Here is a 26,377-nt window from a genome sequence, read left to right on the forward strand (position 1 = left end):
CGTTTCTCTGTCCTACTGCAAGATGCCGAAGACGTCGAGCAGCACGTGGACCTTGGTGTTCCCCCCGTTTTGAATCCGTAGCTTGCCGGCGTTGGAGCCCGTCCCGAACCCAACCATGAAGAAGTTCGGGACCGCGTTCACTGGTCCGCCGTAGTTAACGTTCGACACCGGGGCCGCGACGCCTCCGGGCGTGAGCGCCAGCCAGCCGGGAATGGCAAAGGTCGGCGCGGGATTCCCGGCGCCATCGCTCGCCACGGCCGTCAGGTTGCCGAAGAGACCGACGGCATCGCTTGGGATTCCCGTGAAGGGGCCGAAGTCGAAGGACTGGCCCCCTAGGAGAGGGCCGACATGCGCGCCGGACCCCGTCCCATTTCTCGTGTCGAGGACCCTTGCGGCGACAAACGGGTTCCCCGTGCCGTCAAGGGCGTCCACTCGAACGGCGTTGAGGCGCTTCCAGGCAGCCTGGAAGGTCCCGATCGGGGCGCCGGCCAGGGCTCGCGATGCCCAGATCGAGCCGTCGTCTTCTCGGAGCATTTCGAGCACGCCCGCACCAGGGGTCATGTTCGGAGCGCCAGCCCCACCGAGACTGAATGGAACCTGCGCGAGCCGGCCATTTCCCCCCGCGATCATGTCGATCCCGCTGGCAGCCTGCCCGAACACCCCATAGCCGACACTCGCGGCGCCGACCACCCCCGCGGACGAGAGCGCGCCACCGGCATTGCCGACCACTCCGGCGGACGCGTTTCCGGGGCCGGCGTTGCCGACCACCCCGACGGAGCTGAGCCCCGCACCGGCGGTGCCGACGATCCCGTACGAGGTCACGCCGGCACCGGCCGTTCCGGCAACCCCGTTGGAGGTCGCGCCTCCGCCGGCCTGGCCGGAAACGGCGTTACCGAGATTCGAGCTTGCGGACAAGCCACTCCCGGTGCCGGATCCCTGGAGGACCGCCGCGTTGGCGTTGTTGGCGCCGGCGACCATGAGGGCGACCGCGTTATTCGAGGCGGCACTGGCGTCGATATGGAGGAGAGGACTCGCCGGCGTCGCGGTTGTGGGGTGGAGGTCGGTTGTGGCGTTGGCGTCGTTGGCCTGGCCGAGCGTCATCGCTCCGCCGTTTGCCGCGGAGACAGGGATCGCTTGCAGGGCGACGCTGCCGGCGGCACCGGCCACCGCAGCTCCCGCCAGCCGCAGCAGGTCGCGCCGGCTGGGGCTCCCATCCGTGTGCGGGAGAATTCGGCGAAGCTCGTCGAGTTCTCGTCGCTGCTCCTCGAGGATCGCGCTCAGTCGAGCGACTCGCTCTTCGAGACTCGCTTCGCCTCGGGTTCTATGGCGCGGCATGTTTCACCTGTGCCGCGGGTGGCCTCGACGTTTTCCGGCGGACCGCCGGGGCCTGGCTGGCGACGAGCTTTCCGAACCCGCTCGCGCGTTTCTTACCCGCGGGGGCCTGCGCGGCCGGTTTCCGCGGCGTTCCCGATCCTTCCATGCTCCGCCTCCCTGTCGTTCGGATTCGCGCGTTGAGGCGGAATTATACTGACTGAATTGGCCAAGCGCTTCGTGCTCTTGACCGTGGGGGCGATGCTCGCGTTGGGGTTTTCCTCGCCGGCTTTCGCCGGACGCCCCCACCCTGACCCTCCCCGGCAAGCGGGGGATGGAAATCATCCCGTTGCAACGCACCATCAGCGAATCCCGACGTCGGACGCCAGTCTCGAGTCGCGAGTCCCCACCCCGACCCGCGCCACACCGCGAACATCGCTTCGTCCGAATGTCATTACGGGCGGCACGTGGACACCACTCGGCCCGACCCCCGTCGCGGACGAGAAGAGCATCGGGGCGACGGCGCAAACCACCAGCGACTACGGCCGAGCGTCGGGTCGCGTCACCAGCCTGGCGACCGATCCGGCCAATCCCAACATCATCTACTTAGGGGCGGCGGGTGGCGGCGTCTGGAAGAGCGCCGACGCAGGCGCCAGCTGGAACACGCGCACCGACTCGCAGCCGTCGATCGCGATCGGCTCGCTCGCGGTGGATGCCGTCGGAACGACGATCTACGCCGCCACCGGCGAGGACAACGCGAGCGGCGATTCGCAACGCGGCCAGGGCATCCTCAAGAGCGTGGATAGCGGCACGACCTGGACCGACGTTGGTCAGACAACCTTCGCGCAGGCTCGAATCGGCGGGATCGTCGTCGACCGCACCACCAGCGGAGCCACCGAGCGAGTCTTTGCCGCGACCGACGGCGGCCTCTTCGTTTCGATGAATTCCGGCATGACCTGGAGCCAGGTCGTACTGCCGATTACGCCGCTCCCCGGCCAGACAGCGTCGCAGCGGGTCATGCAGGTGCTGCAGGATTCGACGGGCCGGTTCTGGCTCGCCGTCTCCGATTTCTGTCAGACGGAGCTGGGCAGCGTCATGACCAGCCCCGACGGCGTGACCTGGAGCACGAGGTTCGCGGCGCCGTCGTCCGGCGCCGGCCGCGTTGCACTCGGCATCAGCCCCTCGGGCACGGTTGCCTACGCCGCGCTGGCGACCTGCGCCAACTTCGGGAACGTGCTCGGGATCTGGAAGTCGGTTGACAGTGCCGGCAGCTGGACGCAGACCGCGGCGCCGCCCCCATACTTCAGCGTCCCCGGCGTGACTCCAGCGATAAGCCAGGGGTGGTACGACACGGCGGTCGCGGTCGACCCGACCAATTCCAACAATGCCGTGTTCGGTGGGATCACCGTGATCGCGACCGGTGACGGCGGCGCCCACTTCAGCGACGTCGGCCAGGCCTATCTGGGCGGCAGCATCCACGTCGATTTCCACGCGCTCCAGTTCGCGGGCGCGAACACCTTCTATGCGGGGAACGACGGCGGCATCTGGCAGGGGACGGAGACGCTCGGTTCCACTACGGTCAGCGCGAGCTGGACGAATCTCAACGCCAACCTGAACACGATCCAGGTGTATCGCGGGGCGGCGCTCGACACGAGTCACGTCCTCGGTGGCAGCCAGGACAACGGATCGCCGGGGATCTTTCCCGGATCGCCGGCCGTCGCGCCCGCATGGCAGGAATACCTGGACGGGGACGGCGGCTACAGCGCCATCGACCCGACCCCGGGCTCGACAACCATCTATGCGAGCATCAGCGGCGGCCAGATCTACAAGGGCAGTTACGCCCCGCCCGGCGGGCCGGATCCGTACTGGCCCTACGATACCTTCGCCGAAGCGGACCCCTGCCCGGCCGCCGGCGGGTTCTCGGCGTGCAGCGACCCGGTCGCGTTCGTCCCCCCCACGCTGATGGACCCGAGCAACCCCGCGAGGCTGCTCACCGCCAGGTCCCGGGTCTACCAGTCGACGACTGGCGGTCTCCCTGCGGGAAGCAGCTGGTCGGCGATCAGCCCCTCGCTGGCCACGGCGCCGACGCCCGTGGGGGCGACCGATGTGATCGCCAGCATGACGATGGGAAGCACGCCGGGCACGGCGGCCACGGTGTGGACGGGAAGCTACTTCGGCGCGGTGTGGCGGAGCAGCAACGCGACCAGTACCGCCGCCACCTGGACGAACGCCACCGGCAACCTGCCGGCCTTCAGTCTCACCGCGCACGTCCCCGGCGATGCCTGGATCTCCGGAGTCGCCGTCAATCCGACGAACACCTCGGAGGCATGGGCGACGATCGGGGCAATTGGGGTCGGCCACGTCTGGCACACGACAGACGCCGGCGGGTCGTGGACGGGCATCAGCGGCACCGGGGTGACCGGCGTCCCGGACGCGGTGGTCAACGACATCATCCTCGACCGATCCGATAACGCGACGCTCTACATCGCCACGGACTTCGGGGTCCTAACGTGCGCCACATGCACCGGGGCAACGCCAGCCCCGGCCTGGTCGGCACTCGGGACGGGCCTGCCAAACGTCAAGGTCGACGCCATCACCCAGACGCAGCTGGCGAACCAGGTGGTCGCCTGGACCCACGGGCGGGGTGCGTGGGTGATCGCGACCGCGCCGGTGCTGGCGGTCAGCCCGACGAGCATGACCTTCACGGTCGGCGCGGGCGGGGCGAAGCCGCCGACGCAGACGGCGACCGTCACCAACCAGGGGCTCGGCACTCTGTCCTGGGCGCAGACGTCGAACGCGACCTGGCTGTCGGCGATGCCGCTGTCCGGCACTGACGGTCCCGGCGCGTCCAGTCCGGTGACGGTCACGGCCAACCCCAGCGGGCTGGCGGCCGGCACGTATAACGGGACGCTGACGTTCACCAGCAACGCTGGTTCGGCCACGATCACCGTGACGCTGATCGTTCCCGTCTTTCCGGGCCGGTACAAGCCGCTGGTTCCGGCTCGCATCCTGGATACTCGCCTCGGAACCGGTGGATTCGTCTCGCCGGTCGGGCCGAACCAGAGCATCTCGGTGCAGGTCGCCGGCCAGGGGGGTGTGCCACAGATGGCCTCGGCGACCCCGCCTTCGGCGGTGGTACTGAACGTGACGGTCACCAGCCCGACCGCCGGGAGCTATCTGACGGTCTACCCAACCGGCGTCGTCCGGCCGACGGCGTCGAACCTGAACTTCGTTGCGCGGCAGACCGTTCCCAACCTGGTCGAGGTCGCGATCGGTCCCGACGGGAAGGTCAACGTCTATAACGCGTTCGGCAGCGTCGACGTCGTCTTCGATGTGCAGGGCTGGGTCACGACCCAGGGGACCGCCAGCGGAAGCGACGGCCTCTTCCGTCCCCTGGTCCCCGCGCGGATCCTCGACACGCGATTCGGCACCGGCACCGGGGGTGTGGTGGCGCCGGTCGGACCGGGCGCGACGATTCATTTGGAGGTGGCGGGCAACGGCGGCGTGCCGGGCGCAGCCTCGACCACACCGCCGGAAGCGGTGGTGATGAACGTGACCGTGACCAATCCGAGCGCGCCGAGCTACCTGACCGTGTTTCCGACGGGCGCCTCAAAGCCCGTGGTTTCGAACCTCAACTTCGTCGCGGGCCAGACCGTGCCCAATCGGGTCGAGATCAAGCTGGGTACGAACGGGCAGGTCGACATCTTCAACGCCGCCGGGTCGGTGGACGTGATCGCCGACGTGAACGGCTGGTTTACGGACGCTTCGGATCCAACCGCGGCCGGCGGCGCGACAACCGGCCTGACGCCCGCCCGCGTCCTCGACACCCGGTTTGGCACTGGCGCGCCCCAGACCCCGGTCGGGCCGGGGGCGACGATCTACCTCCAGGTTGCGGGCAGCGGCGGCGTGCCGGCGATGGGGAGTGCGGTTCCGCCCACGGCGGTGATCCTGAACGTGACGGTGACAAATACGACGGGCCCAAGCGACCTGAGGCTGTTCCCGAGCGACGCCTCCCCCCAGCCACCCAATGCCTCCGACCTGAACTTCGTGGCGGGCCAGACGGTCCCCAACCTGGTCGTCGTCAAGCTCGGCGCCGACGGAAAGGTTGGCATCTACAACTCGGGCGGACAGACCGACGTCATCGCCGACGTCCTGGGCTGGTACAACTGAGGCCGCTGCCCGAACTGTCGTAGGCGGCTGCCCATTCAGGCAGGCAGGCCTGCCTAGCCATCAGTCCCAACCGGCCTTGTCCGGAGTTCGCGCCGCCGGGAAACTGGGGGTCTGCGATTTCACGCCGCGTTACCGCCTCGGTCCGGCTGGCGCTTCGTCGCGCTGACGGCGCTTAGCCTTGTTGTGCCGGTTGCAACCGCCGGCTTCATCAACCCGTCGACGGCGCTGGCCGTTGCCCCGTCGCCGCCGGCTGTCCAATTCGTCAACACGAACCTCTCACTCTGGAAGGAAACCCTGTATGCCGGATTTCAGGTTCTGCATGTTGTCGGCGAGCTCCAGAACAACGATCCGGCGCGGAATGCCCAGAACATCATGGTCGACTGCCAGCTCTCGAACCAGGGAACGGCGCTCAACGTCGAGGCCAGGGACTCGGCGGAAGTGGAGGTCCTCCAGCCAGGTGAGAGATCGCCCTTCGACGTGCTCTTCTTCAATCCGCCCGCGGCCGATGCCGCCTCCTGCGTCATCAGCGATGCGGCGAGTCCGCTTCAGCCCAACCACAACTTCCTGGCGCAGATCACCAGCGTGACGACCGGGTCAGACGGCTTTCAGCACGTCAAGGGCACGGTGCAGAACCTGAACGCGGTCACCGTCGCCAACGCCAGGCTCCTCTTCACCTTCTACCAGAACGCGACGGACAATCCGCTGCGGACGATCGCGGAGGACCGTCTCTTTGTCAACGATGCCAACGCGATGGCACCCGGCTCCACCAGCGCCTTCGAACTGCTTCGCGCGCAGCCGGCGTGGGACGGGGTGGCCTCGGCGCTGCTGGTCGAAGCTCCAGTGCCCGGGGTCGGGTTCAGTCCTGCCAGCATCGCGCTCACGCAGGTGATCACGCGCAGCACCGCGCCCCAGGTGATCAGCCTCACCAATATTGGGACCGGCGATCTCCACATCGGCCTGATCTCAAAGGGCGGCGATCATCCGGGCGATTGGAGCGAGACCGATACCTGCGCGGGGTCGACGGTGGCCTCCACCGCGAGCTGCACCATCTCCGTCGTCTTCACACCGGCGAGCACCGGCGATCGGAGCGCAAGCCTGACCGTCGCCGACGATGCCAATCGCAACCCACAGGTCTTCACGCTTACCGGTACCGGCATCGATCCGCACGCGGTCGCGAGCCCGACCCCACTCAACTTCCCGCCGCAGCCGCTGGGGACGACCAGCGAGCGTCTGCTCACGGTCACGAACACGGGCGTCGGCGATCTGCACCTGACCAGCGTGACCAGCGGCGGACCGAACCGCGACGACTTCATCGTTGACGCGAGCGCGGACGGCTGCTCCGGTGCCACGGTCGCCCAAAGTACGGCGTGCACCGTCGGCATCCAGTTCTCGCCGACGGCGGTGGGCAACCGAACCGCCACGCTGACCATCGCTGACAATGCACTCAACAGCCCGCAGCTGGTTACGGTGAACGGCACCGGGATCACGGCGACGGTGAGCTTCAACTCTGCCGATGGGACCTACGCGTTCGGCAACCAGCTCTACCAGACGACGGCGCAACAGACCATCACGATGACGAACACCTCGCAGAGCGTGGTGAACGTCGCCGCGGTCACCGCGGGTGGGAGTAACCCCGGCGATTTCCCCGTCCTCTCGGACGGCTGCAGCGGACAGCGGATCGCGGCCCAGGGAACGTGCAGCGTAACGGTGGGATTCATTCCACAGGCGACTGGTCCGCGAAGCGCCAGCCTGTCGTTTGCCGACAACGCGCCGAACAGCCCGCAGATGGTGACGCTGACCGGGAACGGCACGCTCGGCGGGCAGTACCTTCCGGTCGCCCCCAACCGCATCTACGACACGCGCACCAGCGGCATCGGCCCGCTTGGACCCGGTGAGGAGCGCCCCGTGCAGGTGACCGGCTCGCAGGTGCCGCCCGGCGCGGTTGCCGTGGTGCTCAACGTCACGGTGACCAACACGACCCGCGCCAGCTACCTCACCGTCTTTCCGACTGGGATCTCGCGGCCAACCGCATCGAGTCTCAACTGGACGGCGCGGCAGACCGTGCCCAACCTGGTGGAGGTGCCACTCGGTAGCGGAGGCCAGGTGTCGTTCTTCAACGCCTACGGCAATACGGATCTGATCCTCGACCTGCAGGGCTATGTCAACCCCGCCGCCGCCACCCCGGGAGGTGCGGGTTTCTTCAATCCCTTGCCTCCGCTGCGCGTGCTGGATACCCGATCGGCCGGTGTGGGCGTAACGGCGGCGGGTAAGGTCGGAGCACAGGGCTCGATCGATGTCCAGCTCACCGGCCGCGGCAACGTGCCCGTATCCGGCGTCTCCGCCGTGGTGCTCAACGTCACGGTGACCAACCCGTCCGCGCCAAGCTACCTGACGGTGTTTCCGACGGGCGGAGCGGTCCCGATCGTGTCCAACCTGAACTTTTCCGCCGGGCAGACGGTGCCGAACCGAGTGGTCGTGATGGTGGGCACGGGTGGGAAAGTGACCTTCTTCAACGCCGCCGGCACCGTTGACGTGGTGGCCGACATCGGTGGCTGGTTCACGGATTCCAGCAATGCGCTCGCCACTGGCGCCGGGTTCGTCGGCGTGACGCCCAACCGCATCCTCGACACGCGAAGCGGCGCCGTTCCCCTCCGCCCAGGGGAGACGCGTTCCCTGATGGTGACCAGCGGCTCGGTGCCGTTGATGACGTCGCCGACGCCCCCTCGGGCCGTGGTGCTCAACGTCACCGTGACGAACCCGACGTCGCCCAGCTATCTCACGGTCTTTCCGGACGGCACACCGCCGCTATCATCCGACCTGAACTTCGTATCCGGACAGACGGTGCCGAACATGGTCGTGGTCAAGGTGGCATCGGACGGTACGATCAAGATCTTCAACGCCACCGGGTCGGTGGATGTCGTCGTCGACCTGGTCGGCTGGTACGGCTAAGCGGCGACCGATCCCCTTGACAGGCCCGGCACCCGGTTGGGTATAGTCGGCCAGAAGGGTCGGCGGACGGCAGCTCGAATTCCAATTCAAGGGAAGGGTTTTGGCGATAACGAGCTCAGACCACTATACGTGCACACTTATCTCACCCATCGTGGTGCTGGAGCACCGGCTGGATGGGGAAGATCTGGCGTGGGTGCGGGACCATCTTCGCCGTTGCGAAGCCTGCCGGGAGCGGGTCGACCTTTTCCGCGAGCGGCTCCTACGTGTGCAAGGACCGGCGCTGCCCCCCACGCCCAGCCTGCTTGCATCTGTTCGCCGGCGAGCGTCAGCCTATCGCGAGCGTGCGCTGCCGGCGCGCCGGTATGCGACGGTCGCCGTGATGGCCCTCCTACTCGCAGGGCTGTTCGTGTCGTCGAGTCCGCGATTCGCCGCCGACGCCGTAAAAGTGGCCCCGGTTTCATCCACCCTGGTCGACACGGGATCGGCCGGCGTGACCAGGCCGTCGACTGTGCCTTCGCGCTCCGCCACACTGGAGCCCAGCGCGGTGCCCGCCATTTCCCAGGCGGGAACAGTGCCGACCGTGGTCGTGCCCTCCGCGCACCCAGCCCCCACGCGCCCGCCGGCGCCCACTCCGGCACCCGTCGCGGCGGCGCCTCCAACCGTGCACTTGACGGTAACCCCGCTGTCCGGTCTGGCTCCCTTGACAGTGACCGCCAACGCCGCGGGGTCAGCGAGCGTAAATGGAATCGCCAGCTACGTGTTTGACTTCGGGGATGGCACGGGCCCCGCGTCGGGCGCTATCGCCTCGCACACCTATTGCCGAGTTGGGCATTATCAGTTGTCGCTTACCGTGACGGACACTGTGGGGCTGCACTCCACCGCCTACTGGCCCGTGGACGTGACGCCGCAGGATCCCCCGGCCCCTTCCTGCTAGGCGGCGACCGCAACCGCCGGCGCTACGGGCGGTGCGCGATCGCCTCCACGCCGCGTTTGGCGAGTTCGGCTTCGACGTCAGCGTCGAGGAATCCTCGCGCGGCATCCAACCCCCGTAGGGTTGCGTCCAGGTGGGCCAGCGTCAGCCCGCGCACGAAAATGTGAGCCTGTTCGCCTGAAGCGAGTTCCGCCATCGGTCGCATCGCGGCCGGGATCCATGCCGCATCACCAGGCAGCGACATCGAACGCAGTGCCTCGTGCTCGCCCTCGACGTCGTCGATAAAGTGCTGATGGTCGGCCCGCCGGAGAATGAACAACCGCTTCGACCCAGGCGTTCGGTCGAACAATTCGTACACGCTGGCCAGGGGGATCATCGTGTCTTGCTCGGCCGCGAGATACAGGGTGGGGACGTCGCGATCCCAGGAGAACGTGAGAGTCAGAGGAAGAATCCCCGGCCTCGGGCGCGAGCTTCCACCCGGGACCATCGCGACCACGCCCTTCACACGCGGCTCGACCTCGGCCGTGGCCAACACCGTCCATCCACCGAAGCTGTGCCCGACCAACCCAATTCGCGATGCGTCGAGCACAATCCCCGTGTCCGTCTCACCAAGGAGATGGTCGAGGAGGAATCGGATATCCGGCACCCGGCTGGCGATCACCGCATCGATCCGCGCGGCGCGTTCCGTATCCATCTCGCCCTCACGGCGCGCCAATTCCGATGCGACCCTCTCGGAGTGGTCCATCGCGGCGACGACGTACCCGTGACTGGCGAGATGGGTGGCGAGGAACGTAGCCGACCGCCGGTGTCCACCGCTCGAGTGGGAGTAGACGATCAGCGGGTGCGCCTTTCCCGGCTGCGCCGGATACCAGATCTCACAGGGGAACACCCGGCCCCGCACCAGATCGGATGCCTCGATCGTGCGGACACTGACCGGGAAACGCCCTGAGGCGAACGGATCGTAGTCGGCGACGGCCATCGCCCCCACCCTAGCAGCGCTTCAGAGTCGCCTAAACCAGTCTGACGCGGAGGGTCGGGTCAGGAGGATCGCGACCGGAACAGCGGCGAACGGGCCGGTGATCGCGAGGTAGGCGATGGATGCGAGGTCGTCTTGAGCCGCAATGCTGGCGGCTAACAACCAGAGCATCAAAGCCAGCCAGATCCCCTCCAACCCCAATGCGAAGATGCGTGAGATTTTCCAGAATCGCAGACCGGTAAGCGCGACCCACAGCAGCGCGATTCCGAACAGCAGCGGTGGATACACGGCAACGCGGCCGATGGTGTTGCCGTCCGGACCCAGCAAGAACTGTGGGTCGATGAGTGCCCGAACAGCCGGCGCGACCAGCAGGATGCCCTGAACGCACATGATCACCTGGGCTGCCACGACCGGACGAGCCGTTCGGCGCCGGCGGGATCTCGTCGGTGCGTCTGCGGTCACATCAATCACGACGCTAGCGCTGCGCCGTACCTGCAAGGGCGATGAACCAACAGTCGCTAATGGTGCCTTGCTACGGTACGCCTCATGGCGGCTGCTCGGTTGGCCAACGCCGGGATCGCCGTGGTCGTTGCCCTTGTGGCCACCAGCTGCCAGGGCTCGTCCGGTGCGGCGCCGACCGGATCCGCGCCCGTGGCCATGACGGCGAACCCCTCTCCCGCCGAGTGGCCCACGTACATGGGCGACACGATGCGCAGCGGCGTGGGCCCGGCAACGCCACGTGCCACCTCCCCCCATCGCACCTGGACGGCAAAGGTGGACGGCGACGTGTATGCGGAGCCGCTGGTCGCCGGTCTCTCGGTGATCGTGGCCACCGAGCAGAACACCGTCTATGCGCTGAACGCGGCGACCGGCGCCGTCCGCTGGCGTCAGCACCTCGGCGACCCGGTTCCGCGCCGGCTGCTCGAGTGCGGCAACATCGATCCCAACGGCATCACGTCCACGCCGACGCTCGACACGGCCGCCGGCATCGTCTACGCCGTAGCGATGCTGAACACACCCATCCGGCATGAGCTGTTTGCGCTGAAGATTTCTGATGGGAGCACCATCTGGCACCGCGTGGTGGATCCGCCGGGCGAAGATCCCGGTCACCAACAGCAACGCGGTTCGTTGAACCTGTTCCGCAGCCGCGTCTATTTTTCCTGGGGCGGCTTCACCGGCGACTGCGGCAATTACCACGGCTGGGTCATCGCGGCGCCGACGGACGGCACCGGGTCCTTGCTCACCTGGCAGGTCCCGTCGGTCAATCGCGGCGCGATCTGGGCTCCACCAGGACCGGTGATCTCCCCCGACGGAAATGTCTGGGTGACGACCGGAGACACCGACGTGCAGGCGCAGGGGGGCGTCTACGACGGAGCCAACGCCGTCGTCCGCCTGAACGCCGATCTTTCCCCGATCGACCAGTGGGCATCGAAAGAGTGGCGGTATCTCAATCAGTACGACATCGACCAGGCGTCGATGTCGCCCGCGCTCCTATCGGACGGGTTGGTCTTCATCACGGGCAAGGAAGGGGTCGGTTTTCTCCTTCGAGCGCGCCACCTCGGCTGGATCGGCGGCGAGGCGTTTAACGCCCGCGCCTGCAAAAGCGGCGGCCCGGCCCTCGGTGCGTTCGGTGGCGCCGCGGTGGCAGCGGGCCTCGTCTTCGTCCCCTGCAAGGACGGCCTCGCGGCCCTCCGCATCGACGCGTCGAAGCCGTCCTTCTCGCTGGCGTGGGAGGCCGCGCCCTACGCGAACTCCGCCATCTTCGCCTATGGGCTCGTGTGGACAGTGGCCTCGGATGCCGGGACCTATCGCGGCAACTGGAAGGGCACCCTCTATGGACTCGACCCCGTGAGCGGAGCTGTTCGCGCTCAATTGCCGCTCGGTCCGATCCCGCACTATCCCTCGCCGGCGGCGGCCGGTGGCAGCCTATATGTGGCGGGGCTCGGTGTCGTCTATGCGGTCAGCGTTTGACATGGGCCGGCCAGGGCGCGGGCGCCCTGACCGGGAAGTGTCGCGATCTGCGTGAGCTGACCGCCGTCCCATAGGTAGAGCTTGTCGAAGGAGAGCAGCCAGGTTCCGTGGCTGTCGGCAAGCGCGTCGTCGATCAAGGTGGAATCCGGTGCTAGCTGGACTGCTTGCTGCGGAGCCGTCACCACCCACGCGCCTCCGCGGCTGCTCCCAGGCACGCTGTAGTCGGCCTCCCCCTCGGCAATGGGAAAACCTCGAGCATCCAGTCCAAGCGGACGCAGGGACTTGCCTGGGACCTTGAACCAAACGGACACTGTTTTGCTGGCAAAATCAAACCGCGCCAATCCGCCCAGGGGATCCGTCGCCCAGGCCGCGTCCTGACCGACCACGGCCCAGATATGCTGGCTGAGCCCAACGGAAGGGTTGAAGGGAGCCGGCGCATCGGGCGCCTGTAGCTCTTCGATTTTTCGGGTTGAGGCATCAAGGGTCCATAGGCCGCCGCTATCGGCTCCGCAGCCTTCGAGGCATGGCTTGATCAGGTAGACCTGGCGGCCCGAGTACGCCACCGCCTCCCAGAGGGAGGGACTGTCGAGCAGCACACGGTCAGCGGCGGCATCGACGGTGACGACATGGACTTTCGAGCCGATTGGACCCGGACCGGGACCGTTCTGTGGGGTTGGTCCTGCTGGCGGATAGATCATCTCCGAGTAGGCATAGGAGGCACCGTTCGGCGATAGCAGCCGCGGAGGAACCGGGAGCCAGCGGCGCGCCTTCCAATCGTATGACGGTCCGCCGAGCCCACCAACCGAGGTGCCGTTTGAGCCGTGGTACCGCGAGCTGCTGAGGTCGCTTGACGGATCCGGCGTAAACGATCCCCCCGAATAATCCACAAAGCCGCTGATTCCGCGGCCAATCCCGATTGGCAACTTGCAGGGCGTCTTCGTCGATGTTTGGTTAGTGGGAGTCACGGAAGGGCCGCTGACGACGACCACAGTCGGGGTTGGAGTCGCCGTTTGTGCGGGAGCTGACGCAACCGGACCGCAAGAGCTCAGAGCGATGACGGCTACGGCTAGCCAGAGACGTCGCATGCATACGAAACCCATTCGGCGGGTCAGGAGTTACGGTCCTACCGGTAGACCCCGTTGTGGCCCAGGCTGTAGCGGCCGGCATTGGGGAAGTAGGTAAGTCCGTGGGGCTGGCCGCCCACACGAATCGTGTGCAGCAGCTTGCCGGAGCTCGTATCGATCACATAGAGCACGCCGTTATAGCGGCCCGTCGTCCAGAGCTGCGATCCATCGGGCGATAGCTGGACCATGTCGGGGCTACCACCAATTCGCCAGGTCGCCACAACCGAGCGGGAGGCAAAATCGATGACCGAAATCGTGCCCGCCAGCCGGTTCGTGACGTACAGGGACTTTGTGTCACGAGACACCGCCAGGCCATGCGCGCCGCGGCCGGTCTTGATGAAACCGACCTCCTTCATCGCCACTGGATCGACGACAGAGACGCCCCCGCGCCCCTGGTTCGCCACGTAGAAAACGCTGCCATCTGGCGACAACCGGACGTCGACCGGTAGGCCGCCGACCTGGACAAAACCGACGATCTGCATGTTGACCGCGTCCACCTTGACGACCACCCCGGCGAATTCCGTGCTGGCCAGCAGGTAGCTGCCGTCGGCCGAGAAGTCGAGATGGTCCACGCCACGCCATGGGATGGGCACGCTACGGATTAACTGAAAGGTATGGGGATCGCGAAAATCCAGCCGGCGCAACACCTCGGCGACGACGATCGCTTTGGTGCCGTCCGGCGTGAAGTAGAGGTTGTACGGGTCCGGCACCGCGATGCGTCCGGTCAGCGCTCCGCTGCGGGGGTCGATCACGGACAGCCTGCCGGAGCCCTCATCGTCGACGTAGAGCCGGCTGAGGTCCCACGCCGGGGCGACATGATGGGGGATAGCACCGACGTAGTAGTGGGCGATGACCCTGAACGTTGTTGGGTCGATGACATCGAGCGTGCCGCTGGCACTATTCGGCACATACACCCGTTCCGGGATGCCCGCGACCGATGGGCTCAACGTCCCGGCCATCGTCGCCTGGTAGACGTTGACCGCCGTCGGCGATGTTGCGACCACAGGATCAGCCGTCGTGTCGACCGTCGGCGCAAAATCCGGCTGCGTCGCGGCGACCGGCATACTCGGTCGCGCAGTGGCCTGGGCTAGGAATCCCATCGGATGCATCAACACCACGCCAGTCAGGCTGCCGCACAGGCCGATTCCCGCGGCCAGCGCGATCAGGCTCCGGCCCGGAGTGATCATTTTGCGCCCGGATGGTAGCAGTTTCACGACGCGGGTCCAATCGAGGTGCAAAGGCTGGTCGGATGGAGGTCCGGAATGTTCCCGCCGCCGCAGACCCAGGCCCGATTCATCAGCACCGCCACTTGTATCCCGTGCCGAGGGAGAAACATGCTCTGGCGCTGCCAGGTGGCGTCGATCAGCGTGAATAGCCAGGGAACGACGGCGTTGCCCTCTCCGCCCACGATGACAAGGTGTCCGCCCAGCATGACGGCGCCCGCGCCACTCGTTGCCGCCGGCAAATCGGGAAGCCGGTGCCAGGTTCTCGACGCGGGGTCGAGGCAGTCGACCCGTGCCGAGTATGGGAACTTCCCACCGGCCACACAGGCCATGCCCTGATAGGTGAAGCCGGCGACGTGGTGACGCGCTGCGGGTAAGGCGGGGAGGTCGGTCCAGGTTCCGAGGGCCGGGTCGTAAACCTCGGGTATGGGGACACTGTTCATCGACGTATCTCTTCCGCCAACCGCATAGAGTCGGTCGCCGAGGGGGATCAGGGCAAAGGCCGCGCGCGGGTGACGGACGGATGCGACCCGGTCCCAGTGATCCTGCGCAAACCGATAGACGGTGGCACGCGCCCGGCCCCCTGAGAATCCGCCCGCCACGTAAAGCTGGCCGAGCAGGACAGCGGCGGCCGGGTGGTCGAGTGCCTCTGGCAATGCAGGGCCGAGCGACCAGGAGCCGTTGTAGGTAAAGACCGTGTTCGTATTACGCCCCGTGGCATCAAAGCCAGCGATGACGAACAGGGTTCCGTCGAGCTCGGCTGAGGCGAGCTCTTCCCGTGGCTGGGGGAGTGACAACTCCTGCCGCTGTCCCACCTGAACATAGGCTGCCGGTGGAGGTGGACTGGCAACTGGCGTCGACGTGGGCACCGGCGAGGAAACGAGAGACGGCGGGCGGCTTGACGCCACGGTGCCAGCGGCCGGCACGCATCCAACGAGGAAGGCAGCGAGCCCGGCCACCAAGGGAAGCCGACCGATCATCAGAAAGTTAAAGCGTTGGAGAATGTGAAACCCGGCGGTAAGGTACCAGATTCTGTGCCACTCGCAGCTTATATGGCTCATGTCACCGTTCTGCTCTTGGGATCCACGCCTCAGTTTCGCCGCCTCCGGCTAAGTTAAGGGCGTGCCGACGCCCGGTTCAATCCAGCGAACCTACCTCGTGCTCCTGCTGGGCAACACCCTGGCGGCCTCACTGATCTGGGGAATCAACACGATCTTCCTGCTCGATGCGGGACTCTCGAACCTGGAGGCGTTTGCGGCCAATGCCTTTTTCACGGCCGGCATGGTGCTGTTCGAGGTGCCAACCGGTGTGGTGGCTGACACCGCCGGACGCCGCCTCTCGTATCTGCTCGGGACCGTGACGCTGGCTGCTTCGACGTTGCTCTACGTGCTTCTGTGGCGAATCCACGCGCCCTTCTGGGAGTGGGCAGTCGTATCGGTTCTTATCGGTCTGGGATTCACGTTCTTCTCCGGTGCGGTGGAGGCCTGGCTGGTGGACGCGCTCAAGGCGACGGGCTTCACCGGCGAGCTCGAGGCGGTTTTCGGCCGCGGCCAGGTCGTCACCGGGGTGGCGATGCTCGGCGGCTCGGTCGCGGGAGGCTTGATCGCACAACAGACCAGTCTCGGGGTGCCCTTCGTGCTGCGTGCCCTCATCCTTGCCGTCATGTTTGTGGTTGCGTTGCGGCTGATGCACGATGTTGGCTTCTCGCCCGAGAAGGCTGGCGGGGTGCTGACCGAAATCCGAAAGATCACCTCCGCGTCGATCGAGTACGGCTTGCGAGTGCCGGCGGTCAAGTGGCTGATGGTCGAGTCCTTGTTCACCGGCGGTGTCGGGATCTACGGCTTCTATGCGCTCCAGCCATACCTGCTGCAGCTGTATGGTGACCGACGCGCCTACGTGATCGCCGGTCTCGCGGCAGCCGTCGCCGCCGGCGCACAGATCCTCGGTGGCCTGGCGGCACCCCGGATCCGACGACGCTTCCGCCGCCGCACCTCGGCACTGATCGCGACCGCGACCCTTGGCGTGGTCGTCCTCGCCCTGATGGGAATCATTGAGAAGTTTTGGGTGGTGATCGGGCTTGTTGTGGTTTGGTCACTCATCTTCGCGGCCTCGTCGCCCATCCGCCAGACCTATATGAATGGCATGATCCCGTCGCGACAGCGAGCTACCATCCTCTCGTTCGATTCGCTGATGGGCTCGGCCGGCGGCGTTTGGGCCCAGCCCCTCCTCGGTCGGGTTGCCGATGTGTGGGGATACGGGCCGTCGTACGTCGTGGCAGCTGCCATCTCAGCGATCGCCCTGCCAGCACTCGCGCTCTCGCGACGTCAGAACGCACCGGCGGACACCGTTCAGCCGGTTGCGGCGGAGACTCTTCCCGGGCAGCCTGTACTGTAAAGGCGCCAGTGAACATGCGGGGCTCATCGCCTCGAGGGAATCAGCTCGAGCGATACGGGAGATGGGTTGCGATCGCCGGAATCGCGCTCGTGGTCTCGGGTCGCCTCAGCAACAGCTTTGGACTCCTGCTATTCGGTCTTGCCCTTGCGCTTCTTGGGATCGGCCTCGGCATCCAGGCGGGCAGGGGGTACATGCAGATATATGTCCGAGAGCTGATTCCGGGCGGGACTGACCAGGCGGATCCGTTCGCGGGCCAGATGAATAGCGGTCAATCGGAAGCTCCAGACGGGATCCGCCGCTATGTTGGCACGGTGGTCTGGCCGGGAGGCGTCGGCAAGGGAATCCTCCTGGAGTTGTCGTCGTCGGGAATGAGCACCAAGCCAACCTGGATGACAGGGCTACTCATGGCGAAGCGCCCGTCCTGGACATTGCCCTGGTCCGCGGTGCGTGGTGTTGAGATCGCGACAATTCCCGGGACCGGATCGGCTCCATCCCCCGTTAAGTTCTCGATTGCCCAACCGTCGACCGTCGTCCTCTTCTTCTGCCGAACGCCGGCGGCCCTGCTGGATGATGTCCTTGGACGTCAGGGTCAGCGGCAGAATTAGATGCCGGGTCGATAGACGGCCCCCACGCCTGTCAGGTGACGACGAAGAGTTCCGGATTCTTCCGCGGCCACACTGATAGCAATTAAGCGGGAGCGCTCGGAGATCGCCTGAGGAGCATTCCTGCGGCCACCGCAGCGAGCTCAGAACCCTTCAAAAAGAACATGCCGGTGGTTAACAAAGGATGGCGTGCGAGCTTCCTCCAGTTCCGGAAGAAGGCGGGCCGGAAGAGCAGATTGCCCTGGGAAAGCGATCGTGGATGCTTCCGCAAGTAGGTGCGTGCCGTACCGGAGTAATACCATTTCTTGGCCAGCTGCTCGGCCAAGTGAAGTCGGCCTTCGTCGTGAAGGATGATGGCCACCGCGCGAGGCAATCGCTGTCCCGCCGCAGCGCGAGCGCTGAGATCCCAATCTTCGGGCCCGGTCAGACTCTCGTCATATCCGCCGACGGACCGAAACACCTCTCGTCGGAAAAAGCGCGCCGCTTCAATCGTGTCATCTCCGAGATAGCAACTGCGTTCCAGGGCACGGCAGTGAGCCCAGAATCCCTGCCCGACCGAGACTTCCGGAATGATGACTGCTGGAGCATCGCCCGCCTCAAGCGTGGCTACACAACTGGAGACGACGCCTGGCTCGAGGCGCATGTCCGAATCCACGAAAAGCACATAGGATCCCCTCGCAAGCTCGGCGCCTCGATTGCGCTGGGCGCTTCGCTCCGGACCCCAAGTTTCGATTCGATCCGCGAACCGCTCAGCAATGGCCGCGCTGCCGTCGAGCGAGTGGTTATCCACCACGATTAACTCAAGGTCTCGATAGGTCTGCGCCCGGACACTGCGCAGACATCCTTCCAGCGTGCGCACCGAATTCCGCGTCGGGACGATTACCGAAACAACCGCCATACCAGAGGAGCCATTCGGACAATAACACCCTTCTCGTCGCTGGCGCCGCCTTTCTATGTCCGAGGCTGGCCTCGGCGGTCGGCGTCTGGTAACGGCAACCACAACGGCAAACTCGCGGCGAAGCCCGGCTCAAAGCCCGGCGGGGATTGTGACGAGGGGAGGCTTTAGATTGGTAGAGTCTCGACGGTGCGCATTCTCATTCTGAATTGGCGCTGTCCCCGAAACCCACATGCCGGCGGGGCTGAGGCGTTCACCTTTGAGGTCGCCAGGCGTTTAGTGGCTGAAGGTGATGAGGTCGAGTGGTTCAGCGCAGCATTTCCGTCCGCCGCCGCGGACGAGGAACTAGACGGCATTCGACTGGTCCGGAAGGGAAGGCAGTGGACGGTGCATTGGGAGGCCTACCGTCACTATCGACATTCCATCAGCGAGCGATTCGACGCGGTTATCGATGAAGTGAATACTGTGCCGTTTTTCACCCCTCTCTGGTGTCACATTCCGAGGTGGATGTTGATCTTCCAGCTTGCCCGGGAGGTCTGGTGGTACGAGAGCCCGTTTCCCCTAAATGCGCTCGGCTATGCCACGGAGCCGCAATACCTGAAGTTCTACCGGACAACGCCCGTATTGACGATTTCGAACTCGACCGAGACTGACTTGCGTCGCATGGGTTTCACCGGGCCAATTACCGTATTGCCCGTTGGCGTGGAGCCCATTGAGGAACCAGTTCGGAAGAAGCAGTCAGTACCGACATTTGTGTATGTTGGTCGGCTCGTTCCTTCGAAACGAATCGTTGATATTGTGCGCGCCTTCGCGGCTTTCCACGAGGCGGCTCGTGAGGGCCAGTTATGGCTGATCGGCGACGGCAGCGAATCGTATGTGCGGCGTTTGAAGGCGGAAGCGGCTGCTCTGAAGGTGATCGATAACGTCGAGTTCTTTGGCAGGGTCTCCGCTGGCGAGAAACACCAAAGAATGGCGGCGGCCCACATCCTCCTGATGGCCTCCGTTCGAGAGGGCTGGGGTCTGGCCACGACAGAGGCAGCGGCGTGCGGTACGCCGTCCGTTGTCTACGATTCCCCGGGTCTGCGCGATGCTGTCAAGGATGGAGAGACAGGCCGCGTCGTTTCGGCATCACCCGGCGCGCTCGCGAATGCGATGCTGCAGTTGTGGAACGATCCGTCGCAATACCAACGAATGGCGGCGGCCGCCACCGAGTCGGCCAGGCGGCTGTCGTTCGACACTACCACCGCGCTTTTCCGTGATGCGATCGGCCTAGCGAGCAACTAGGTGTCCTCGCGATGACTGCCAAGGAGTTGCCGCCGGCTGGCTCCGGCGTACATGGAGGAACTCAGTGGGGCTATCGTTCCGTCAGCGCCAGTTCAAGGCGAGAATCGACCGTCTTCCGATCCTTCGTCCTGAAATACCAATCGATCGTTCGGTGAAGACCTTCAACGAACGGCAGGCTCGGGCGCCAGTCTAAGAGCTCCTTGGCGAGGCTATTGTCGGCCACCCGGTTCATGGGGCCGGTTGGCATCTCCGGCCTGAGCAGAATCTCCGCCTCATGGCCGGTGTAGCGGAGAACTTCTCGGACTGCTTCGATTACGCGGGTGCGCTCCATGGTGCCCAGATTGATTGGAGATCCGTCCTCGACTCTTTCCGCCGCCCGAATCGTTCCATCGACGATGTCTGAGACATACGTCCAGTTCCGAATCTGCTGGCCGTTGCCCCAGACCTCAAAAGGGTTCTGCTTGGCAAAAGCCCGCGCAATCATCGCTATGACTGCATGATCCTCCTTCCCCCGCTCGCCGTAAACCGTGAAATAGCGGCACGAGACACCCTTCATCCCATAATCTCGCACGTACGCCTGAAGTGTCATCTCGCCCATCAGCTTGGCCCATCCGTACATGTTGTCAGCGTCGAAGGGTGGCCCGGCCATGTCCTCGGTCAAATAGAGGATTTCATTCGGGTCGCGCTGCCGAAAGTTTGGATAGATACAACCAGACGATGCGTACACCACTTTCTCCACGCCTGACTTGTGACACGCCAGGAACACCCGCCCATCGAGCGCGAGGTTCGATGCGCAGGCCGCCTGGTGTAGCTCCACGTACCCGCGTCCACCATGGTCCGCGGCAAGATGGAATACGATGCTGACCCCCTTTGTTGCTGCTTCCGCAACTTCAGGGTCGAGCAGGTCAGCGTAAACAAACGTAATACGTCCCCCTGCAAGATGGTCGGCGAGGTATTCTTCGCGTCCGGAACTTAGATTGTCGACGACCTTAACGTCAGCACCCTTGGCTACCAGGCGATCCACGAGGTGAGAGCCGATGAATGAAGCTCCGCCTGTGACCAACGTTCGACGCCCCTTCCATTCCACGACGTTGCCCTCCTCAATTTAGAGCTATGTTTGCGGACTATCTGAAAAAGCCGAGCTCCAGGAACCGAACGTAAACATCGCCAAAAGTCCTATTGTCGCGCACGGTGGTGAGAATCCGTTCGAGTTCGTGGGCGGTGACCCAGTTTGCGAGCGCCAATTGCAGCGACTCACCGACCGAATAGTTGAACTCGCAGGGACCCAATTTTGTCAGTATTCCCAGGCACTCTTGTGTGCCACTGATGAATTCGGGTGCGAACTCAAAAGACAGAACTCGGATGGGGCGCGACAGCCCCTTCAGGACCTCGGCTTCGTAGCCCTCTACATCAATCTTGCAGAACGCTGGAGCGCCGAATTCCTGAATCATTTCATCAAGAGTGGTGATCGGCACGGTTATAGATTCTTTCCAGCTGTGGCTCTGAAACGCCCGAAATCTTCCACTTGCCTTGACTGTGTCGAGCCAGTCCTCGGACATAGAGGAAAGGGCATTCGCGGGGCTAATCATCAGTTCGCCCACCCCCGGCCGACTTCCAGCGGCCTTAGGAACAACAGCTAGGCGGCCACTTCGGCCGTACTGCTTTCTAAGCGCTTCAGCACATGACGGCTGGGGCTCAATCGCGACCACCTTTGCGCCGAGATCCAAGAAGACAGCGGTTCGGTTTCCGACATTCGCGCCTACGTCGAAACACAGGTCGCCGTCGCGCACAAACTGCCTGTAAAAGGTCTCAGCATGGTGGCGGCGCCGGGCGGTGTTGCCACTCGCTCGTTGAACTCGATCCCAGGCCGTTTTCGTTGTACCCCAGAGACCGTGCCGTACAAGAAATTCGATAATCGCCCCTACCGCAGGCGAGCCAATGCGCTGAGCTTGCTCCCTTGCCTGAAGGTTGCCTGGCTGCCGCGAAAGGGCCAGGGCAACTGAATAGAGGAGGCAAGATAATGCCAGCGCTGCCATCGCTATGGATACGTAGAACGGTCCAGTCGCTGGCAAGGGTAGGCCAAGCCAAATCAGTGTGTAGGAAATGGCACCTGCGGCGACCAAAAGCACGCCAACAACTCCCAAATTCTGAGCACCGCTTGCGAGGATTCCATTAGGTGCGACGATCCCACCGGGAGAGTCAGGCTCCGGTTGGCGAGTAGGTCTCGTTGGACGTCGGCGAGCAAGGGCGTAGGCCAATACGGCTATGCCGAACGCCCACAGCAGCGTAAACCCAGTCCCGAGGCGTTCCCACGGGTGGGTGGAGAACGAGAAAATCTGGGGCCCGTGCGATGTCGCTACGAAAAACAAGTTGAACAGGGAGTCCCCCGGCAAGTGCGAGAGACCGTTGTTCACGCGCCAACCTACGTCGATGGTCCGCCTCAATTCGAACCATGCTGGGCCCGTGGTCGAGCCGGAGGCGACGACTTCTTCAGAATTTAGGAACGTGGTTGCAAGGCTTTGGCTTGATTCAGTACCCGAGACAACACTCTTTGCAAGAAGTGACGCCCTGATCAGCGGGCCAAGAGTGACGCCGTCAGACGGACTCAAGACGTGGGACCCGGCACTGACGGCGACGGGCCCGTAAACGCTCCACTGAGGCAACCGCTCGGGAGTCAGCTCGTTCTGCATCGATGTCTTAAGCGTGTCAATCGCAACGTTCAGTTTTGCCGCTCGTGACTGTGCCATGAGATAGAAGAGACCGGAAGACTTCAGGTCGTACCTGCCATCCGCACCGGGAATGACCTCAACGGTCTTGTCGTTGCCGACTGTGAGCGATGGCGTCGAGGGATCGACCTGATAGATGACCGGAAGGTCGAGTGCCTGAAGCGCGGGCAGGGCGTCATTGGTCTCACCAGCCGTGCCCACGATGAGAGCTACTGCGGGAGCCTGAACGACTGGCGAACCATTCCCAGGCAAGGTCCAAACAGCCAGCCCATCATCGTGGTTGCCTAACTGCTGGGGCGCGCCAAGTATTGTGGTTAGCTTTAAGACCAACGTTTCCGATGCAGTTCCCGTCGGCGATTCTCCAATGTGCGGCCCAGTCGGGCTAACAATGTAGGTCGCACCTACGCGACGAGCAAGGTATTGAAAAAGTTGGTCGGTCAGGTAACAATAGGCCACGCTCGGATCCTTACAGAACACCGTCAGCGCATCGCGAGCCCCTAAGAGCTCCACGACTGGATGAGTCGCGGACCCAGGGGAGAACGCGTGCCCCAAAGGGACCCTCTCCGGCACGGATAGGTCTGGAACGCCGGGCCGTGCCTGGGTCCAGGGGCCGCCGAACCATAAGACCGACCCGGGGTCGCGATCGCTTTCCAAGATTGTCCGGAGAGCAGAGAAAGAGGCCGGTTCATTTGTCGGTCGAGTGGTTGATCCTAACTGTCCAGTTGCCAATGGAAATAGGGACGCCAGCGCCAAAGCGCCGGTGGCTGCGGTGCATACAACGGCAATGAAAACACCCGCGCGCCGTACGATGGGCCTTTGCTTCTCAAGGGTCACCATGTGCCTCAGCCAGAAGGCGATGAGGATGGAGTATGGAATCACCACGAGGAAGTAGAGCTTTGAGGCCTCTCGAAACATGTTCCAACCCGGAACGTGGTGAAACATCCAGCTATAGATTTCACCGAAGGGTGCGTTCGTCTGTTTGATGAGAAATGCCGAACCCAATGCCACCAGGCCAAGCCACAGAATCTCGGGACTGACTCGGCGAGCGACGAGGGGAAGAAACGCAAGCAGAGGCAGTAGAAAAAATACGGGACTAAACTCCACCGTTTGGAACCAACTTGGTGCTCCCCAGGTCCAGAACGGGTCCACGGCGGCCAGGCCATGGAACAACGTCATGAAGGCAATCCAGGGCCCGGCAGGCAAGTTGAGTCCATAATCCCCGTGATACGTGAACAGCGCGAAGGTCCAATAGCTCTCGCAACCGGCGAGGGTTATTAATGACACTCCTACGAGCACTGCGCGATGCCCCACCAGCTTCCAGATCGGCTGGGTAACAGCAAGCACGATCATGTATGCAAGGCAAGCCAGGACGGTGAGGTACATGATGCGAAACTCGTACGCCGACTGGAGGGCAAGCAATAAGCCTGTCACCAGTGCCCACGCGAGCGATCGCAATCGCATCGACCTGATGAAGCTTGCGAAGACCAGCGGAGCCAGAACCTCGGCCACGGCAAGGAAAGTGTGTCCGACGGTTGAGACCTGCAACAAGGCCGTGTTCCCGGCAAAAATGATCGCCACGAGCAGCGCCCACCGCGACTTCCCGAGCAGCTCGCGGCCAAGCACCCACGGAGCCACAAAGCTGAGTGCAGCAAAGGGCCAGAAGTAGAGCAGCTTCTCGACCAAGCCCCATGACAATCCGAGATGTGTTAAGAGACCAGCTGTGGCGAAAATTGGAAACTCAAAGGACTGGCCAAAGTTCTTCAATCCGAATCCTAGGGTCGGATCCCAGACAAGCGGCCACGGCCACCACGTTTGCAACCTCCCCGGCGATTCCCAGGTCCAGTCGCCCGCGGTGAGAGTGGTGGTAGTAAGCCACTTGTTGTAGAAAAGAAGACCGAGGGCCGAAAGGCCCAGAACCTGTAGTCCAGTTGCAATGCGGTCGGATGGTCGGAAGCGTCTTGTCGCGCGCCTGAAGGGTTCATGCCACACAGACTGAACCGCACCCCGAATGACCCCACTTGCCGATGGCACCGTTACCTGGAGACGATTGGCTCCTCGCCTATTGATGGCGCTCACCGACGCGCGACACCTAAACGCGTTCTAGCCAGGTGTTTAGGTGCATGCCACTATCAGAGGATGCCGCCCTCGCATCGAATCGCTCGAGCCACCACCAGAGCCGCGTGTCGTCGAGGTGCAGCCTGTTCGCGGCCAGATGCAAAAGCAGCTGCCAGACCTTGGCCCAATGGGCTGAGTAAACGACCCTGGACGCCCGCAACCCCACACCCCGGCACATTGTCGTTAGATCTTTTGCCGAGTAGTGACGCAGGTGGCCGATCCGCCGATCATGGCGCGCGTACAGACCTCGAAGGAGCAGGGGCATCCGATCGAGCGCATTAGGTACTGCCAGAAACACGTGGCCAGCCTCGCGCGTTACGCGCGCGATCTCCGAAATGGCCTTGAGATCATCGGGTACGTGCTCGAGCACGGCGATTGCGGCCGTCGCTGCGAAAGCCTCATCGGCAAATGGCAGCCTCTCGCCGTCGCAGACAATAAAGAGGCAGCGCTCACCAACGCCCTCACCATCGGCGAACCGCCGAGCCGACTTCATACCACTCAGCGATATGTCGCAACCCACCGCAATCGCGCCCCTGCGGGCGCTCTCTATCACGGTATAGCCCGACCCGCCAGCGCCTACATCCAGGTAGAAACCGGGTGGTCCTCCATTGCCCCACATACTTGTGACTCGGTTCACATAGACGGACTCCCAGTGTTCCAAGCGATAAGCTCGATACTCGCTGTACTCCCGGTTGTAGAAGGTGCGCTGGTGAGAGTGTTGCATCTCCTCACTCGCGGCTTCGGTGCCCGACAAGATTGGGACCCCATCCTCGACTGGAAATGTGTGTCCTCCACGGCAGCGTAAATTGTCTCGAAACTCCAACTCAGTTCGGCAGATTGGGCATCGAAGGATCTTCGTTAAGATGCCGAGCGCGGTTGTGCGCGTCGTTAGTGCCGGTGTCATCCGTCCGAGGATCCTAACGTTCGGCCCCTGCGACGGCCATTCCGTTCCGTTGCGTTCGAGTCCATGCGTCTGAGAAAATCCGCCGCCATTCGAATTCGGAGCCCAGTTGCGTCGCTGCAGCTCGGGCGAGTTCGAGCGCCGGGCGGTCACTGAGATAGTCAGCGATGGCGTCCGCCAGGGCGTCAATGTCGTACTCGACGACGCGGCCGGCCCCTCGGCTTTCGACTAGTGATGCTATTGGCGGGACGCCGGTGAGAACGACTGGTAGACCGCACGCAAGGTACGTCCTGATTTTGCCCGGGTCGGCGTATTGAGTGAAGTTGAGCAGATCCGGCACATATGGCGCCACGGCGAGGGCGCAGCCTGTCAGCCGTGACTCGACCAATCGGTGATCCTCGATGGCTCCAGTGAACTCAATCGTCGTTTCCAGGCCGAGCTTTTTCGAGAGCTCCCGTAAGGTGCCGGCGTAGGGGCCGTCACCAACGATCATGAGAGCTGCCCGCGGAACTCGTGCCTGAACCTTCGGAAGCGCTTGGATCAGGGCCTGAACCCCCTGCTTTTCCAGTAGGTGGCCGAGGAAGGCAATCCTGTACGGGTCTGCCCGATCGAGTGGGATGCGCGTGACCCGCTCGAAGTTTGCCCCGTGGCGGACAATCAGTTGCGGGGTCCGCGGCTGGCGACCGTCGCGCTCAACACGAGCGGAGACGATCTGTTCGGACACACTCCATACGAGGTCGACATGCCGAACTGCAAAGGAATCGATGGCGTGGTAGGCGCGATTTAAGATAGGGCTTCGAAAGCG

General features: G+C 64.1%; 18 protein-coding genes. 6 read left to right on the top strand and 12 right to left on the bottom strand.

Features of this window, described 5'->3' with window-relative positions:
- Positions 1–12: 12 nt before the first annotated feature.
- Positions 13–1,335: a hypothetical protein gene (locus VHK65_03720; GenBank protein ID HVS05257.1), complete on the bottom strand. Its 1,323-nt coding sequence runs from the start codon at positions 1,333–1,335 to the stop codon at positions 13–15.
- 201 nt (positions 1,336–1,536) lie between these two features.
- Here VHK65_03720 and VHK65_03725 point away from each other — a divergent pair, with 201 nt between their 5' ends.
- Positions 1,537–5,481 (top strand): hypothetical protein, encoded by a 3,945-nt coding sequence (locus VHK65_03725; protein HVS05258.1) that lies wholly within the window; start codon positions 1,537–1,539, stop codon positions 5,479–5,481.
- A 183-nt stretch (positions 5,482–5,664) separates the two neighbouring features.
- Complete coding sequence (locus VHK65_03730) at positions 5,665–8,430, top strand: choice-of-anchor D domain-containing protein (protein ID HVS05259.1); 2,766 nt, start codon at positions 5,665–5,667, stop codon at positions 8,428–8,430.
- A 330-nt stretch (positions 8,431–8,760) separates the two neighbouring features.
- Here VHK65_03730 and VHK65_03735 read toward each other — a convergent pair whose 3' ends face one another.
- The 3 genes from VHK65_03735 to VHK65_03745 all read right to left on the bottom strand — a co-directional run bounded on the left by VHK65_03735 (position 8,761) and on the right by VHK65_03745 (position 10,799).
- Positions 8,761–9,147, bottom strand: a complete 387-nt coding sequence (locus VHK65_03735) for a hypothetical protein (GenBank protein ID HVS05260.1) — start codon at positions 9,145–9,147, stop codon at positions 8,761–8,763.
- A gap of 239 nt (positions 9,148–9,386) precedes the next feature.
- Complete coding sequence (locus VHK65_03740; protein ID HVS05261.1) at positions 9,387–10,340, bottom strand: dienelactone hydrolase family protein; 954 nt, start codon at positions 10,338–10,340, stop codon at positions 9,387–9,389.
- A 21-nt stretch (positions 10,341–10,361) separates the two neighbouring features.
- Positions 10,362–10,799: a hypothetical protein gene (locus tag VHK65_03745; protein HVS05262.1), complete on the bottom strand. Its 438-nt coding sequence runs from the start codon at positions 10,797–10,799 to the stop codon at positions 10,362–10,364.
- An 84-nt stretch (positions 10,800–10,883) separates the two neighbouring features.
- Between VHK65_03745 and VHK65_03750 the strand changes: the two genes are divergently transcribed.
- Positions 10,884–12,308: a PQQ-binding-like beta-propeller repeat protein gene (locus VHK65_03750; protein HVS05263.1), complete on the top strand. Its 1,425-nt coding sequence runs from the start codon at positions 10,884–10,886 to the stop codon at positions 12,306–12,308.
- Here the strand turns inward: VHK65_03750 and VHK65_03755 are convergent.
- From VHK65_03755 to VHK65_03765, 3 genes are all read right to left on the bottom strand, one after another.
- The gene (locus tag VHK65_03755) at positions 12,290–13,195 is read right to left on the bottom strand and encodes a hypothetical protein (protein ID HVS05264.1); all 906 of its coding nucleotides are present in this window, start codon (positions 13,193–13,195) and stop codon (positions 12,290–12,292) included. The two genes, VHK65_03750 and VHK65_03755, sit on opposite strands and share 19 nt — an antisense overlap.
- A gap of 236 nt (positions 13,196–13,431) precedes the next feature.
- A complete protein-coding gene (locus VHK65_03760; protein HVS05265.1) occupies positions 13,432–14,619 on the bottom strand; it encodes a hypothetical protein in 1,188 nt (395 codons plus the stop codon).
- A 23-nt stretch (positions 14,620–14,642) separates the two neighbouring features.
- Positions 14,643–15,635 carry a hypothetical protein gene (locus VHK65_03765; protein HVS05266.1) on the bottom strand — a complete coding sequence of 331 codons (993 nt, stop codon included), beginning with the start codon at positions 15,633–15,635 and terminating at the stop codon, positions 14,643–14,645.
- 142 nt (positions 15,636–15,777) lie between these two features.
- On the opposite strand from VHK65_03765, the gene VHK65_03770 reads away from it, so the two are divergent.
- Both VHK65_03770 and VHK65_03775 read left to right on the top strand, forming a co-directional pair.
- Positions 15,778–17,049, top strand: coding sequence for an MFS transporter (locus VHK65_03770; GenBank protein HVS05267.1), 1,272 nt, complete (start codon positions 15,778–15,780; stop codon positions 17,047–17,049).
- A gap of 8 nt (positions 17,050–17,057) precedes the next feature.
- Positions 17,058–17,654 (top strand): hypothetical protein, encoded by a 597-nt coding sequence (locus VHK65_03775; protein ID HVS05268.1) that lies wholly within the window; start codon positions 17,058–17,060, stop codon positions 17,652–17,654.
- A gap of 82 nt (positions 17,655–17,736) precedes the next feature.
- Here the strand turns inward: VHK65_03775 and VHK65_03780 are convergent, their stop codons facing one another.
- Positions 17,737–18,549, bottom strand: a complete 813-nt coding sequence (locus VHK65_03780; protein HVS05269.1) for a glycosyltransferase family A protein — start codon at positions 18,547–18,549, stop codon at positions 17,737–17,739.
- 186 nt (positions 18,550–18,735) lie between these two features.
- Between VHK65_03780 and VHK65_03785 the strand changes: the two genes are divergently transcribed.
- Complete coding sequence (locus tag VHK65_03785) at positions 18,736–19,830, top strand: glycosyltransferase family 4 protein (GenBank protein ID HVS05270.1); 1,095 nt, start codon at positions 18,736–18,738, stop codon at positions 19,828–19,830.
- Positions 19,831–19,900: 70 nt separating this feature from the next.
- On the opposite strand, the gene VHK65_03790 is transcribed toward VHK65_03785, so the two are convergent.
- The 4 genes from VHK65_03790 to VHK65_03805 form a co-directional block, all read right to left on the bottom strand.
- Positions 19,901–20,917: an NAD-dependent epimerase/dehydratase family protein gene (locus VHK65_03790; GenBank protein ID HVS05271.1), complete on the bottom strand. Its 1,017-nt coding sequence runs from the start codon at positions 20,915–20,917 to the stop codon at positions 19,901–19,903.
- A gap of 37 nt (positions 20,918–20,954) precedes the next feature.
- Positions 20,955–24,320, bottom strand: coding sequence for an FkbM family methyltransferase (locus VHK65_03795; GenBank protein ID HVS05272.1), 3,366 nt, complete (start codon positions 24,318–24,320; stop codon positions 20,955–20,957).
- Positions 24,321–24,645: 325 nt separating this feature from the next.
- Positions 24,646–25,425 carry a class I SAM-dependent methyltransferase gene (locus tag VHK65_03800; GenBank protein HVS05273.1) on the bottom strand — a complete coding sequence of 260 codons (780 nt, stop codon included), beginning with the start codon at positions 25,423–25,425 and terminating at the stop codon, positions 24,646–24,648.
- Between the two features lie 163 nt (positions 25,426–25,588).
- A complete protein-coding gene (locus VHK65_03805; protein ID HVS05274.1) occupies positions 25,589–26,296 on the bottom strand; it encodes a glycosyltransferase in 708 nt (235 codons plus the stop codon).
- Positions 26,297–26,377 lie beyond the last annotated feature (81 nt).

It is taken from the genome of Candidatus Dormiibacterota bacterium, from assembly GCA_035544955.1.
GTDB lineage: Bacteria > Chloroflexota > Dormibacteria > CF-121 > CF-121 > CF-13.